At 70.2% G+C, this 14,688-nt stretch carries 12 protein-coding genes and 1 pseudogene; 5 read left to right on the forward strand and 8 right to left on the reverse strand.

Features of this window, described 5'->3' with window-relative positions; genetic code table 11:
- Positions 1-39 precede the first annotated feature (39 nt).
- The gene (locus MYF83_RS03180) at positions 40-1,005 is read left to right on the forward strand and encodes a fatty acid desaturase family protein (RefSeq protein ID WP_248958711.1); all 966 of its coding nucleotides are present in this window, start codon (positions 40-42) and stop codon (positions 1,003-1,005) included.
- Between the two features lie 43 nt (positions 1,006-1,048).
- Entirely contained in the window at positions 1,049-2,206 is a 1,158-nt protein-coding gene (locus tag MYF83_RS03185) for a baeRF10 domain-containing protein (protein ID WP_248958615.1), read from the forward strand.
- Positions 2,207-2,355: 149 nt separating this feature from the next.
- Here the strand turns inward: MYF83_RS03185 and MYF83_RS44125 are convergent.
- The 3 genes and pseudogenes from MYF83_RS44125 to MYF83_RS03200 form a co-directional block, all read right to left on the reverse strand.
- Positions 2,356-3,075: pseudogene (locus MYF83_RS44125) on the reverse strand (CHAT domain-containing protein); the annotation flags it as partial.
- Complete coding sequence (locus tag MYF83_RS03195; RefSeq protein ID WP_248958617.1) at positions 2,972-4,270, reverse strand: hypothetical protein; 1,299 nt, start codon at positions 4,268-4,270, stop codon at positions 2,972-2,974. The gene MYF83_RS03195 and the pseudogene MYF83_RS44125, both read right to left, overlap by 104 nt.
- 279 nt (positions 4,271-4,549) lie before the next feature.
- Positions 4,550-5,224 (reverse strand): recombinase family protein, encoded by a 675-nt coding sequence (locus MYF83_RS03200; RefSeq protein ID WP_248958618.1) that lies wholly within the window; start codon positions 5,222-5,224, stop codon positions 4,550-4,552.
- Between the two features lie 475 nt (positions 5,225-5,699).
- Between MYF83_RS03200 and MYF83_RS03205 the strand changes: the two genes are divergently transcribed.
- The 3 genes from MYF83_RS03205 (at position 5,700) to MYF83_RS03215 (ending at position 9,210) form a co-directional block, all read left to right on the forward strand.
- Entirely contained in the window at positions 5,700-5,840 is a 141-nt protein-coding gene (locus MYF83_RS03205; RefSeq protein WP_248958619.1) for a hypothetical protein, read from the forward strand.
- Positions 5,837-7,138, forward strand: a complete 1,302-nt coding sequence (locus tag MYF83_RS03210) for a glycosyltransferase family 2 protein (protein WP_248958620.1) — start codon at positions 5,837-5,839, stop codon at positions 7,136-7,138. The genes MYF83_RS03205 and MYF83_RS03210 overlap by 4 nt, the downstream gene beginning before the upstream one ends.
- Positions 7,139-7,833: 695 nt before the next feature.
- Positions 7,834-9,210, forward strand: coding sequence for a sensor histidine kinase (locus MYF83_RS03215; RefSeq protein ID WP_248958621.1), 1,377 nt, complete (start codon positions 7,834-7,836; stop codon positions 9,208-9,210).
- Positions 9,211-9,351: 141 nt separating this feature from the next.
- On the opposite strand, the gene MYF83_RS03220 is transcribed toward MYF83_RS03215, so the two are convergent.
- The 5 genes from MYF83_RS03220 to MYF83_RS03240 form a co-directional block, all read right to left on the reverse strand.
- Positions 9,352-9,627: a hypothetical protein gene (locus MYF83_RS03220; protein WP_248958622.1), complete on the reverse strand. Its 276-nt coding sequence runs from the start codon at positions 9,625-9,627 to the stop codon at positions 9,352-9,354.
- Positions 9,624-9,914 (reverse strand): hypothetical protein, encoded by a 291-nt coding sequence (locus tag MYF83_RS03225; RefSeq protein WP_248958623.1) that lies wholly within the window; start codon positions 9,912-9,914, stop codon positions 9,624-9,626. Before MYF83_RS03225 ends, MYF83_RS03220 begins: the two co-directional genes overlap by 4 nt.
- 69 nt (positions 9,915-9,983) lie before the next feature.
- On the reverse strand, positions 9,984-13,430 hold the full coding sequence (locus MYF83_RS03230) for a WD40 repeat domain-containing protein (protein WP_248958624.1): 3,447 nt from the start codon (positions 13,428-13,430) through the stop codon (positions 9,984-9,986).
- Positions 13,427-14,149, reverse strand: coding sequence for a hypothetical protein (locus MYF83_RS03235; protein WP_248958625.1), 723 nt, complete (start codon positions 14,147-14,149; stop codon positions 13,427-13,429). The genes MYF83_RS03230 and MYF83_RS03235 overlap by 4 nt, the downstream gene beginning before the upstream one ends.
- Entirely contained in the window at positions 14,146-14,505 is a 360-nt protein-coding gene (locus tag MYF83_RS03240; RefSeq protein WP_248958626.1) for a hypothetical protein, read from the reverse strand. Before MYF83_RS03240 ends, MYF83_RS03235 begins: the two co-directional genes overlap by 4 nt.
- Positions 14,506-14,688 lie beyond the last annotated feature (183 nt).

The raw sequence follows: 14,688 nt of genomic DNA on the forward strand, positions 1-14,688 counted from the left end.
TTCGCCGGGCTGTCCCGCCGCATCGCCAAGGCCGGACTGCTGGACCGGCGCCCCGTCCACTACACGGTGCGGCTCTGCGTGGTCGGCGCCCTGTTCGTCGCCGGCTGGGCCGCGTTCGCGGCCGTCGGCGACTCCTGGGCGCAGATCCCGATCGCGGTGTTCCTCGCGGTGGTCTTCGCCCAGGTCGCCCTCGTCGCCCACGACCTGGCCCATCGGCAGGTGTTCCGGTCCAGGCGCTCCAGCGAGATCGCCGGATGGGTGGCGGGAAACCTCACCATCGGCATGAGCTACGGCTGGTGGGCCGACAAGCACACCCGGCACCACGCCAACCCCAACCACGAGGACCACGATCCCGACGTCTCCGCCGAGGTCCTGATCTGGTCGACCAGGCAGGCCGCCGCGAGCCGGGGGCTCCCGAGGATCATCGGCCGGTGGCAGGCGTTCCTGTTCTTCCCGCTGCTGACCCTGGAGGGCCTGAACCTGCACGTCGCCAGCTTCCGAGCGCTGCGCAGGCCCTCGCTCAAGCACCGCGGGCTGGAGGCCACACTGCTGATCACGCACTTCGCGGCCTATCTCGTGGCGGTCTTCTCCGTGCTGCCCATAGGCAAGGGGCTGCTGTTCGTGGCCGTGCACCAGGCGGTCTTCGGCGTGTACCTGGGCTGCACGTTCGCCCCCAACCACAAGGGCATGCAGATGCTGACCGGCGAAGATCGGCTGGACTTCCTGCGGCGTCAGGTGCTCACCTCCCGTGACGTGCGCGGCGGGCCGGTGCTGGACTTCGCCCTCGGCGGGCTGAACTACCAGATCGAGCACCACCTGTTCCCCAGCATGCCGATGCCGAACCTGCGCCGCGCCCAGCCGATCGTGCGGGCGTACTGCGCCGAGCTGGGTATTCCGTACCAGGAGAGCGGCCTGGTGGGCTCCTACGCGCAGGCCCTGCGTCACATGCACGCCGCGGGCGCGCCGCTCCGAGTACGGGGGGCGTCGGCGAGCGCCGGGCGGTGAGTAGCGAATACTGAGGTCACAGGATTAGCGACGGGGGCGACGCATGATCACTACTGAGACGATCGATCGGATCATCCGGTTCAACGGGGGCGACGTGCCCGTGGTCTCCTTGTACGTGGGCGTCGGCCAGGACGGCCCCACCACCCTCTCCACCCAGGTCAACAGCCTGCTCCACGAGATACGCCCGCTCGGGCAGGACAGCTCGCTCGGGCGCCAGGCCCGCCTGTCCATCCGCGGCGACATCGAACGCATCGAGAACATCGAGGGCCTGGAACGGGTGGAGGCCGGCGCGGTCGCCGTCTTCTCCTGCAGCGAGGCCGACCTGTTCGAGCAGATCGTCCTGCCGCGCGCCGTGCGCGACCGCGTCATGGTGGACGCGACCCCCTGGGTGCGCCCGATGCTGGCGGTCCTCGACGAGTACCACCGCGCCTGCGTCCTGGTGGTCGACCGGCGCTCGGCGGAGGCGTGGGAGCTGTACCAGGACGAGATGCGCGAGATCGGCAAGGTGGAGGACGAGACCCTTCGCAAGCCCAACTACGCCGGCTGGTACGGCCTCACCGAGCACCGGGTCCGCAACCGCGCCGACGACCTGGCCAAGCGGCACTACCGCAACGCCGTGCGGCTGCTCGACGGGCTGTTCCGCACCGGCCGGTACGAGCTGCTGATCGTCGGCGGCCATCCGGAGGAGGTGCCGAACTTCATCGACTTCCTGCCGCACCATCTGAGCCCGAAGGTCGCGGGGACGTTCGCGGTCGATCCCCGGACGGCCACCCCCGCCGACATCCGCCACACCGCCGAGCGCATCCTCGAGCAGTACGAGCGCGACGAAGAGCGCCGCTGGGTCGCCGACGTGCTGGAACGGGCGGCCACCCGGCGGCCGGCCGCGCTCGGGATCGAAGACTGCCTGTGGGCCGGGTCGGTCGCCGCGGTGCAGGCCCTACTGGTCCAGGACGGGGCGACCGCCCCGGGCGTGGTCTGCGACGAGTCGGGCTGGCTCGGGACCTCGGGGGACGCCTGCCCGCTGTGCGGGAAGGCGACCAGGCGGACGCCGGACGTCATCGACGAGCTGGCCGACGCGGTGATCGAGGAAGGCGGGTCGGTCGAGCACGTCCTGGCCGACACCGAGCTCAAGGAGCACATCGTGGCCGCGTCGCTCCGCTTCCCACTGCCCCCGCCGCCGCCACCGGAGACGTCCCCCTGAGCGACCGCCGGGCGGGCTCCTCCTCCGCGACCGCCGTTGGCGCGCGCGTTCGGCACGGCCACGGCGCGCGGGGCGAGCGCGATCGGGATGCCGGTGTGCACGTACGGTGCCCAGACGGACGGCGGCTCGCCGCGCGCGATCGCGTCGAGGCAGACCGCGTGGTACGCCTCGAGGCTGTTGGCGCCCGCCCAGCGCTGGTAGAACGCCTGCGCGAACGGTCCGGCGGTGATGCTGTCCACCGGGCACAGCGCGGACACCTCGGCGATGTTGCCGCGGATGCGCAGCGCCAGCGGGAAACCGTTGACGTCGCCGGCGTGCGGGACATTGCGACCGACATTACACGCGTTGATGAACACGAAGGACGCCTGGCAGCCATCCCGCAGCCAGTCGCCGGCGGTCAGCCGCAGCTTTGAGGCCATGGAGCGAGGCCACGGTTCGTAGTCACCGTGCGCGGCGATGTGCGCGATGTTCCACCGGGCCTGCGGGTTCAGGTAGTGACGGTGGCCTAGCGCCGCGTTCTTCGGCCGGACCACGTCGAAGCCCAGCGCCATGAGCTGCTTCTCCAGCTCGCGCGCCTCCTCGGGCGCGCCGATCGCGGGATCCCACCCTCCGATCAGGGCCGATCCGGACACCATGACCGGGCGGGTCGGATCGACGAGACCGGGCAGGTACGTCACCCGGTGCCGCTCGATCAGGAAGCCGTCGTCGCCGCAGGCCGCGTGCAACGGGATGCCGGCGAACGGCTGGTGTGGCACGAACACGACGTTACGGACGCCGTCGAGTTCGTTCCTGAACCGGCCGACGATCTCTGTGTGGAGCCGCCCGAGCGCCTGGGTGTGCCGCCGCCGACCGGTCCGCTTGGGCCGCAGCGAATGCCAGACGGCCTGGCGCAGCTGGGAGAGGGACGCGGGCGTGACGTCGAGCCCGCGTCGCCCACCAGCGCCGGGAGTCGCCGTCCGCGACGCAGCCCGCCGCCCAGAAGCCGCCGCGACGGTCACCGAAGAGCTGGACGTAGGCGGCGGGTCCGGGCAGGTAGGCCAGCAGGCTCTCCGGCTGGTACGCGGTCGGCCCGGTCGCGCTCGACGTCGGCACCGCCGCGCTCAACCGCTTGTGCATGGCCTCGAACAGCCGGTCGTCGGCACCCTCTACCTGCTGGTGGAACTGCTCGGCTAGCTCGAACTCCTCGATCAGCTGCGCGTCCTGGGTGAAGATCCGGTTGATCGCACCGAGGCCCGCGTGCGCCGCGTGGAACGCTAGCTCGGCGTGCCCGCGGGCGGCCAGGAACGTAGCCGTCCAGGTGGAGATCGTGGTCATCTGCCGGGCCACGTCGATGAGGTCGGCGGTGCCCCGGGACTGGGTTACCGCATGCTGCACGATGCCACAGACGGCATGCACGGCGTATGCGGCGGCAGCGTCGTCGCCGGCCTCGGTCGCGACCGCGAGGATGACCTGCAGCGCCTCGGTGGCCTTGGTCCAATGGGCAGCTTCGAGTGAGACCGTCAGTGCCTCCGCCACCGCGAGGCGCTCGGCCGGCTCCAGCACCACCTGCCGGACCAGCTTGTTGAGAAGCCCGGGCCGAAGGTACGTCGCGTACCCGGCGGCGATCTCGTCGGCGGACTCCAGCAGTGAGCGCCGGTAGTCCTCGGCCGTGCGGCGCTCCACCGGTTCGAGCCGCTCGGGCCGCGGTCGACGCAGTTCCGGATGCCAGTCGTCGATGACTGCGGCAGCCAACTGCAGGACCTCGATATCGGCCCGGCCGGCGACCATCGCCATGACCCTCAGCACGAGACTCGCGGCGTTCTCGGCCGCGATATGGCGTACTAGCTGGGCGATCTCGTCGGTCGTTCCGCCGACCGTCGCACCGCCGTCCGCCGAATCGTCCTCTATGGACGGGGCGGCGACCTCGGTGTCGAGCGGCTCGGCTGGCCATCTCGGGCGGCCGCCGCTGTCGCCACAGCGCGGCCGGTTCGACCACGATGAGCCCTCGCGTCGCCAGAACCACGCTGCTGTGGGCCGGCCGACTCGGTCGAGCTCGGCGCCGAGATCGCTTGGCTCGACCAGCAACTGACCAACATCGTCCTGAACCGGGCCAAGGGTTCTTCACACCCGAGGTGCTGGACCAGCTCGCCGCGCAACCGTCCGCCCAGGCATCGGTGGCCGGATGCGATCGATGCGCCTGGAGCATGGCCAACGGAGGCATCCTGTGCGACTGCGGGCACGACTGGAGCTGCCACCCTGACGCCCCCGGCGGTCGCGAACCCTGTTCGCACTGCTCCTGCCCGAGCATGCGGACGCCGTCGGAGGTCGACCAGTCGGCGGCTCCACAGTAAGTGGTGGGGGCTCCTACAGCCGCCGGCCATCGTCGGGCACTGGCGGTTCGTCGTCCTCCAGCGCCCGGTACAGCGTGGAGCGGCCGATGCCGAGACGCTTGGCGATCGCGGTGACCGACTCGCCGCGGGCCCGGCGGGCGCGAGCGATGGCCATGACGTCGTCGGTGACGGTGACCGGGCGGCCGCCCTTGCGGCCGTGCGTTGCGGCCGCCGCCAGTCCGTCCAGGGTGCGCTCGCTGATCAGGTCGCGTTCCATCTCAGCCGCCATCGCCGCGACCATGAACAGCATCTTGTCGGCCACGGTCTGCCCGCCCGGCCGGTGGACCCCGGCGCAGATCCCCGACAGGATCTCCAGGTTGATCCCGCGCGGCGCGAGCTCGTCCTCGAGGAAGACCAGCAGCTCCTTCACCGAGCGGGCGATGCGGTCGGGCTTGTAGATGACCAGCGTGTCGCCGGTCTTCATCGCCGCCACCGTCTTGCGCAGCTTGGGCCGGTCTTTGCGGGTGCTGGCGGTCTCCTCCACGATCTCGCGGCAGTGCGCGGCCGTCAGGGCCTCCATCTGGGACAGGTGGTCCTGGGCGCGGGTGGAGATCCGGGCGTAGCCGATCCGGATCGCGTTCGACGGGACGCTGCCGGCGGTCGACTCCGCTGCGGCAAGGCCGACGGCGTGCTCGGTGGAGGTGTTCACCGGCACATCGTCTCGATAACGGTCCCGTAACTCAATCCCCGGGTCCGGTGTTTCTAGACGGATTCCGGGACTGATCTTCTTGGGCGAACACGACTCCGGGCCGTCCAGCTCAGAGCCGTCCCGTAAACGACCGTTTCCGGGACGTCCGCTCACGGACGAAGACGGGCCGGGCGAGGCCTCGATCGGGCCCGCGGCCGCCACCTTGCTCGCCTGGTCGGCGGTGCGGTCGGCCCACCGCTTGGCCAGCGCGGCGAGCCTGGCGTTCACCTCCGCCTTGTCCCGAAGGTGCTCGTAGTGCTCCCTGGGTCTCAGCCACCAACGCCGCTGTGGGGAATCCGTCGTTCAACAGCCGATCCGACCTGGTGCGCCATCCGCCACCCCACCGAACGTCGCATCAGGGACCTCTTGTATAACTTCGGTATAAAAGCGACTAATAAGCACACTAGTGGCCATAGGGGCCGAAAGGGAACGCTCCATGCACGGGGATCACCCCACCTTGCTTGCCGGGCCGGGAAGCCCGGCGACGCTGTCGATCGTCTTGACCGCCGTCGCGGTGTTCGCCGTCGCATCCCTGCTGATTTACCGGTTCGTCACCCGCCGCCGGAGGTCCCGTTGAGGGCCCACCGACGGAACAACGAGAAGCTGCGGATGGTCGCGGCCGGGGCGCTGGTCCTGGGTGCCGCCGTCGCCTGGATCGTGATCTTCCGGACCTTCATCTCCAACCCCGGCCACTGGGAGTCGGCGGGCATCTACCTGCTCACCACGGGCGCCCTGATCGCCATCTTGGGCTCGACGGTCTACCCGCGCCGGTTCACGCACCTGCCCCCGGTCAAGGGCCGCGTGGTGTGCATCGTCCCGGCCTACAACGAGACGACCGAGGCCCTGAACTCGACGATCACCGCGCTGCTCAACTCCTCCAGGCCTCCGGACGAGATCCACGTCGTGGACGACGGTTCGTCGACCCCGGTCATTCCGTTCGCCCACCCCCTTGTGTGGTGGCACCGCCGCGAGAACGGGGGTAAGCGGGAGGCCCAGGCCTTCGTCTTGCGGGAGTTGCGGTGCGCGCGCGACAAGGGGAGGGGACGGGCCGACTTCATCCTCACCGTCGACAGCGACAGCGTGATTGACCAGAACGCCATCCGGCACCTCCTGCGGGCCATGTCCGACCCGCGCGTCCAGGCCGCGACCGGTCTGCCGATGCTGCGCAACCGCAGCAAGAACCTCCTGACCAGGTTGCTCGACTTGGAGATGGTGTCGGCCTGCCTGACCCAGCGCGCGGCCCGGTCGCGGATGGGCGTGGTAGCCCCGTGCTCCGGCGCGCTCACCCTGTACCGGGCCGACCTGGTCCTGGACAACCTGGAGGACTACGTCAACTCCGGCACCGTGGGCGACGACCGGCGCCTGACCCACTACGCCCTCCAGCGGGGCCAGACAGTGTCCGTGGACGACGCCTGGGTATTCACGGACATGCCGGAGACCGTGAAGGCCACCTACCGGCAGCGGACCCGCTGGTACCGCTCCTACTGGATTTACGCCCTGTGGGAGGTCGCCAACCTGCGGCCGCTGCCGACGGCCTGGCGCATCTACGCTATGGCCATGAGTGCGCTCAACCCCGTGGCGCTGGTGTGGATGGTCGTGGTCGCGCCACTCCTGGGCAAGCCGTTCCCCTGGGAGGGGGCGCTGTACTGGCTGGGCCTGACCTACATCATCGGCAGCCGGTACGCGTTCCGGCGGCCGAACGTCAGCGCCGCCGCCCGGGTTGCGACCTGGCTCATCGGGACGCCGTTCCTGCTCTTGCTGCAGTACGGGGTGATCCGCCCGGCCATGTGGCACGCGGCGCTGACGGCCCGCCGCACCGGGTGGGTGACGCGTGGGCCGCAGGTCGACGCGCCGGCCCTGTCGATGGTCGCCTGAGCACGGTCATGCAGAAGGACATCCATACGGATCGCAGAACGTACCAGAAACCACCAAACCCATACAAGATCGGCATCCATGATGGAACGCCGGCCGCTTCCCACCTGGGAAAACTCAGTCCAGGATCAGCTCATGGCGGGTTTCCGGCGTACCTTGGCCGGACCCCAAGGTAGAGCGGGGCCCGTCGCGGCTGTCCATCACGCCCCAGATGGCCTGTCGTTAAGGAGCGTGTCACCAGGTACACGCGAGGCGATATGACAGGGAACGTGTTCTCTTCGGGCGGCTTCATGCCTGGTGACGGCGCTGGTCGGCCCCGCTAGCGAGATCACCGATGTGGCCGGTAATCGCTGGTTCCCGGTCCCGTCAAGCGCTCTTGATCGTGTCTCTGACCTGGGCGTATAGGGATCGCGTGTACCTCGTGACACCAGTCTTACCGACACCCCGGTACGCCTTGGCGGTGTCGGTCGCAAGCCCCGACTGACGGCGGTGTTCCCTATGTCTCCAACGGTCAGCTGAAGATCCGCCAGCCTGACGGAACGGAGTTCAGCTTCTGGGCTCGTGCGGTTCAGCTTCCTGTGCCCGGTCGTTGGCAAGTTCGGCCCCCTTGGACTGCTCAGGGACTTGTGTGGTCGACTGGTAGGGGGACGTGTGGGATGAGTGCGCACAGTCGTATGTCGATTACTACACGCATCGCTTTGTTCGGCGGCGTGGTGGCGGCTCTGCTGTCTGCGCTGCTTGCGACAGTGCTAATGATCGGCATCAGGAATTTCGTCACCGATAACCTCACCCAGGAACTCGCCGCGAACGCCGGCCGCCTGGCCATCCAACTGGAGCAGGACCAGGTGGGGTACCCCCTTGCGCACCATCACGCCCGCGACGTGCAGGTTGTCGACTCACGGGGTCGGGTAGTCGCCTCGACCGATGATCTACGGGGCAAGCCGCGAATGACGCGGTTCACCCCCGGCGGCGAGGAAGCCGCAACCTCCGTCGTGTGCGGTGGGGTCTTCCCGCCCGGCGAATGCGAGATCGTGGTCGCACAATGGGCCAACCACGCTGGCGGGAGATGGATCGTCTACAGTGCCTCCCCGGTACCCCCTCCATGGGTCGATCCGCGGCTGGCCGGCCTGGTGGTGGGGGGTGCGGCGGCGCTCGCCGGGGCCGCCACCTATCTCGGCTACCGAATCGCCAGGGCAGCCCTCAGGCCGGTGCACGCCATCCGGGCCGAACTCGACGAGATCACCGCGGCCTCTCCCGGCCGGGTACCGGTACCACCCAGCGAGGACGAGATCCGCGCTCTGGCCGACAGTGTCAACAACACGCTGAGCCGGCTGCATGCCGCGATGGAACAGCTTCGCCAGTTCGTCTCCGACGCATCCCACGATCTGCGCAGTCCGATCGCCGCTATGCGGGCCGAGGTAGAGGATGCTCTGGTCGCACCGCAGGAGACCAGCGTGACCACGGTGGGGAGCGCCGTTCTCGGCAGTCTGGACCGGCTGCAGGCGATCTCGCAGGATCTGCTGACCCTTGCACGGCTGGACGCGGGGGTGCCGGGCGCACGCGAGCGGGTCGACCTGACCGAGCTCGTTTCCGCGGAGTGCCGGATCCGCCACACTTCGGCGAAGAGGGTCGAATGCTCGCTTGAATTCGGCGTTGTGGTGATCGGCGACCGGGGACGGCTTGGCCGCCTGCTCACCAACCTTGTCGACAACGCCCAACGGCATGCTGAAACCAAGATCAACGTCACGCTGCGGCGCGAGCCGAGCGACGAGTCCGGCGATCAACGCTTCCCGCACGGTGTCGCCGTACTGGAGGTGCTCGACGACGGGGCCGGTATCGATCCCGACAAGCGGGAGCTGGTGTTCCAGCGGTTCATGCGGCTGGACGCATCCCGTAACAAGGACCCAGGAGGCACCGGACTGGGCCTGCCGATCGCCCGGCAGATCGCCGAGGCCATCGGGGGGACCCTCCGGATCGAGGACAGCCCTCACGGCGCGCGCTTCGTCCTCCGCCTACCGTCCGCCTCGTCGGCGAGCGAGCACGCCCCGCGCCGCGGCCACGACGCCGGGAGGTGAGGACTGATGGGCCAGGACCGCACGCTGGTGGTGTGCGGGGGCCGCACCCACAAGGGCCGGAACGGATCGCTGCCCGCCGTGTCGAACGGCCGCTGATCGGAGCCAGGCTTCGGTGGGAGACGTTTGAGGTGCGGGTGGCTGTCACCCGGCGCTGTCGTCTGCTTCCTCGGCCATTTCGGTCAGGATGTTGGCGGCGTCTTGGTTGCCGCCGCTGGCAAGGCGGCGCATCTCGCCAACGTCGCCTCGTTCTTGCGCCAGCTCGACGAGCTGATCGGCGGCGTCTTTGCTGCCCGCGTCGGCGAGGCGGCGTAGCTCTTCCATGTCGCCGTGCTCGGCTGCGAGTTCGACGAGCTGGCCGATAGCGTCTGGGTCGCTGTCCGCAATCCCGAGCATGGCCAGGTGATCATTGCGGTTCATGCCGCACCCCTTGCCGCTTCTTCTTTGTCGGCCGTCGGCTGGTTGCTGCTGAGCAGGTCTGCGATCGCGTCTCGCACTGCCTGTTCGCCGCGCAGGTGGATCGTGACATGGCCGGCTTCGACTGGCCGGACTTCTCCTCGGGGTACTGAGTTGGCGAAGTCGGTGTAGAGCCGGAACTTGGCTTCGATTTCCTCCTGCAGTAGGGCCTCTGGGATGCCTTGGGAGACAACCGCTTTGAACGGGTCGACCTTGGTGGAGGAAAGGATGAGGAGCGGGACGTCGGGCAAGGGGCCGGCTGCGAGTGCAGGCAGGCGTCCCGGTCGATCCGATCGTGGGACGGCCGTCAAGGGCGGACTTCAGCGCGGGCAGCGCAGATCCGATGGGGCCGAGGTGCTCATGTACTGCCGCCACTGGGCGGCGGTGATGTCACGCCCGGCGGAATCGCACGCGGTACGCAGCCAGGCGTCGTGGTCGATCTGCCACTCGGCCACCACGCCCACGCCGGCGAGCCCGGCCGCCTCGGTGGCGGTGACCAGTTTCTTGCCGTCGGCCGAGAACTCCAGGCCGATGGAGTTGGGTTTGAGGCCCTTGGGCACAGGAAGCGTGCCGAGCTGATATCCAGAGGGGTAGTCGAAGAGCTTGGCGGTGCCCTCGGAGTCCGTTTCGGCGAACGTGCCGGCGCCGTTGACGACGGGACCGGTGACGCTGTCGCTCAGCCCGCGCAGGGTGCCGACGCGCGTGCTGCCAGGAGAGTTCCAGACCTCCAGCGTGCCGTCGCGCCGCTGGATCAGCAGCCTGTCCTCGACGAAGGCGACACCGGTCGCCTCGTCACCTCCGATCGCCCTGATGTGCCCGGTGGTGATGTCGATGACGCTGACCTTGCCGCCATCGGGGTCGATGACGGCGGCGTGCGCCGTTCCGGCGTCCACGGCCGCGTAGCCCTGTGGCAGTGACGACGTCCCGCCCGAGACCGGGGCCATGTCCGCGGGGCCTGGCACTCTCCGCAGGATCTTCCCCGTCGTCGGGTCCCTGATGGTCACGGTGCCGGAACCGGCCACCGCCACGACCCGCCGGCCGTCGGGGGTCAGCCGCAGCAGCGTCGGCGGGTCGTTCAGGTGCGGCGGATCGACCGGTGCGGGCCACGAGCCGACCGTGGGGAGCCCGGGCGCGAGGGCGCGGATCCGGGCGCTCCCATCCTGAGTGCCGACCAGGATGATCTTCGTGCCGTCGGCCGTCCACAGCGGGGGGCTGTAGACGTCCTGAAGGATCGGCGACGCCCGCTCCGTCTGGCGGTTGGTGATCCCCGAGCCGAGTTCCTGCACGTCCAGGGTGAGGCCGTCGCCGTCCACGAGGACGACGTGGCGCCCGCCGGGCTGGAGTCCGATCCGGGGCCCCGGACAGGCGTTGCAGGAATCGGGGATCAACGCGTCCGAGGCGGTGCCGATGCGGGAGATCTGGCCGAGATCCCAGAGGGTCAGCATGCCGCCGGACGCCGAGACCAGCCGGTCGCCGTCCGTGCCCAGAAAGGCGACGCTGCCGGCGGTGACCGGCCCCGCCCCGGTGAGCACGGTGGGTGCCTCCCGCTTCTCTTTCGGCGGGGTGCTCCTGGAGACGTAGATCATGGTGTTGGCGGCCTGTGCCGCACGTGAGCCGTCGGCGCTGAGCGCCAGCGCCACCGGATTCGCGCCCCGGGTTTCGGCGACGAGGCCGAACGCGTCGAGGTCGGGCGAGCCGCTGGTGCGCCACAGCGGCAACCAGGTGTCGGCGTTGGTGTAGGTGACGTATCGGCCGTCCGCCGAGAGTGCCGAGGCCCAGTTGTGGATCCCGAACCCGATCGTGCTGCCTGCGATGCGCTTCAGCTCCGGTGTGGACAGGCGCACCCAGGTGCCGTAAGCCCCGTCGAGCAGCACGATGTGCCCGTCGTCGGCGAATGAGACGCGCTCGGGAGTGCTGCCCATGTCCTTCAAGGGGACATGCCGGGTACGGCCGCTGGTCAGGTCCAGGAGCGAGAGTCCGGATGTCAGGTTCTCCTCGTCCTCGGTGGACACGGCGACGAACCGTCCGGACGGAGAGACGGCCACGGCCGTGGGCGGATGTCCGGCCGGGAGGCCGAGTGAGGCGACAGGCCGTGTGGCGGACCAGATCAGCACGGTCCTGTCGTCGATGGCCGCCCCGGTTCCGCCGTCCGTGTCGGTCGCGATCATCCGCACGGCGCCGTGGAGCTTGACCGTCCGCTTCTTCTCGGCCTTCTTCAGGTCGCTGGAAAGCCTCCACATCACGACATTTCCGTCTTTGGTCCCCGCTGCGACGGTCTGCCCGTCACCGGAGGCCGCGGTCGCCGAGATCGCGCCCCCCGCCTGGAGGCTCCGCACCAGGTGAGGGCTGGCCGACACCGCCTGGAACAGGGCGGCCCGGGTCTGCGGCGTCGGGTCATGGTGGTACGCCTGGGCCGCGAACAGCTGTGCCAGGCCGGCGTCGCTGTTCAACAAGGTGGTGGCGACATCCGCGAGCTTGGCCGCCGTGTGCCTCCGGGCGGTGGCGTCGGCCTGGACCTTCGAGACGACCATGCCGGTGGTCGTGGCGACGGCGAGCACCGCGGCGGCGGTGACCAGACGACCGGTACGCCACTGCCGGGCGTACCGGTCGGCCTGCCGCAGGGTCGTGGCGAACTTGACCGTGGCGGGCGGATGGGAGATGTCCGCCCGGTTCTCCTCAGGGGCGATGAGCCGCCAGCGCTTCCTGCGTGCCACCTGCAGCTTGGCGCCGAGCCCGCTGACGTGCCGTAGACGCGCGCCTTCGTCGAGGCGACCGGTCACGGCGGTCGTGGGCCGCAGGCCGTACACGACTCCGCGCAGCCCGGCCACGCTGGGGCGGCGCGAGACGGGATGGCGGAACAACTCGCGCAGACCCAGGGCGAAGGCCGCGCCGAGCGAGCCGCCGCTGATCCGCAGGGCGGGTGAGGGGCGGTCGGACAGCACGATCCGCCAGAGCACACATCTGCCCTTGTCCACCCAAGGGGAGGCCTGCCAGGCATGGGAGAGCGACGCCGCGAAGGAATGTCCGCCGCTGGACGCCCCGGCCATCGCCTGTGGGTCCGGGAACAGGCCCACCGGCCCCGCCGGGAACTCCCGGAGCTCCAGCACGCCCGCGGTGCCGTCTTCCTGGCCGGTGTCGCCGTGATCGGCCCGGTCGAAGACGACGGACACCCGGACGACGGGCCGCTTGCGCCGCTCCGCGCCCGCCAGCAGCAGCGCGGTGAGGCCGACCATGACCTGTGCCGGACCGCTCGCCGTGTCGAGCAGGGAGCCGAGCCGGAGCGCGACCCGTTCCGGGGCGCCGGGCACCGCTCTGCCCGGCAACGCGAAATCGCCGAGCGGCGGACCGGAAGGCAGCAGCCTGCTCTCGTCCCACGCCTCGGCCGCCGGCCTCAGGGCTTCCAGGTGTTCCCGGCATGGGCTGAAAGGGCAGCCGAGAGCTCTGGCCACCAGGTATGCGGGGTCGGCTGGATTGCGCCCGGCCGGGCCGTCGTCGGGGGCGTTCTTGTTGATCCAGCTCCGCCAGCGCTCGGCCTGGCTCTGGAAGAGCCAGCCGGGATCCTCGCGTACGGCCTCCTGGCAGCACTTCCACCAGAGCTGTTCCCGGCCGATCAACCGGTCGAGGAGGGCCCCGCCGCTTGCTCCGCGCCGGGTCGCCAGGTCGCCGAACCGTTCTTCCAGCGCGGTTCTGTGCGAAAGCCGCCTCCGCCCGGGCTCGGGCCCTCTGCCTGGCGTGCGGGGACCGCCATCGCCGCCGGGGACGGTCACCGCAGGGCGCCGTCGATCGCTCGCCTCAGGTCGTCCGAGACGAGGTCGCGCACCTGGCGCCAGGCATCGCGAGTGGCCTCGTTGAGGGCGGCGCCGGCGGACGTGGCCACCGTGGCCGGCTCCCACGCCGCCGTGCCGTCCACGACCATGGGAACCGAGGCCTCCCAGCCGGTGCCGCCGTCGAATCCGGGAAGCGCGATCTGCGCCGTGGCAGGGCCTATGTCCTGCCTCGCCATCGGGACCAGCAGCTCTCGCTCGCCGCCGGCCTGGCGGTAGCGCACGGAGATCACGGCGGGCAGCTCGTCGAAGTCCCGCAGCACCACCTCCAGCGTATGGTCCGCCCCGGCCGCGTCACGGCGGCGGAGGAAGAACTCGGTCCGGCCGTCCGGTGACGCCGCCTCGGCGGCGACGGACTCGTCGTCCGCGGCGAGCAGCCCGGCCGGTTCCGTGAGCGCCGGAAGCGAGAACCACCGGGCGGCCGGGTGGCCGGTGGCGGGCTCGGTACGGGCCGGGCGCGGTGACCGTGGCGCGGCAACGGCGCGAACGTCCCGGGCGGTGGCCCCCTCCGGTCGTATCGGCAGGTCGACCCCGATGAGGGAGGCCCAGTAGCGCTGCCCGAAGGTGTACCCGTGCCGCCCGCGGCCTGCGGGCGACGCGTCGCGGGGCGGGCCGGAGTCCGTCAGCGAACTCCAGTAGCGGCGGAGGAAGGAGGCGCTCATTCGGGCCCCTCGACGTTCTGCGGGCCACCGTCCTTGCCGGAGCGTTGTGCCGCCGCCTTGCCGAAGGTCGTGAGCAGGGCCGGCGCCGCGGCGCCCACCGCGACGGCCGCGTAGGAGCCGGTGATCTGGCTGTGCAGCAGGGCGCCCGCCGCGCATCCCAGCGCCGCGCGGGTGAGGGCGACCGCCGTATCGGCCGCGGGGTCGATGAATTCGCCGATGCGGGGCCGGCGTTTCCTCTTTGTCCCTGCCGTGTGGCGCGCGTCCCGCCAGGCGCTCAGGTGGTTCCACAATGCGACGGCTTCCACGATCAATCCGCCGATGGCTCCGTATCCCATCGCGACGGACCAAGACAGCATGCTTCTCCCTGCTCTCACAGTGCTGCACCGTGGAGAGAATGTCGCACACTTGCCGGCTCCGCGGCGTCGTGCTCCCAGGAAAGTTGCGCGATCGTCAGCAACCCCTGCGCCTGAGGGGTTTCACTGCGCGCAGAAGAGCCCTGGCGGAGGAGGAGCCCGCCCGGCGGGCGTGCGGGGCCAGAC

The sequence above is a fragment of the Sphaerisporangium perillae genome, from assembly GCF_023276435.1.
Taxonomy (GTDB): domain Bacteria; phylum Actinomycetota; class Actinomycetes; order Streptosporangiales; family Streptosporangiaceae; genus Sphaerisporangium; species Sphaerisporangium perillae.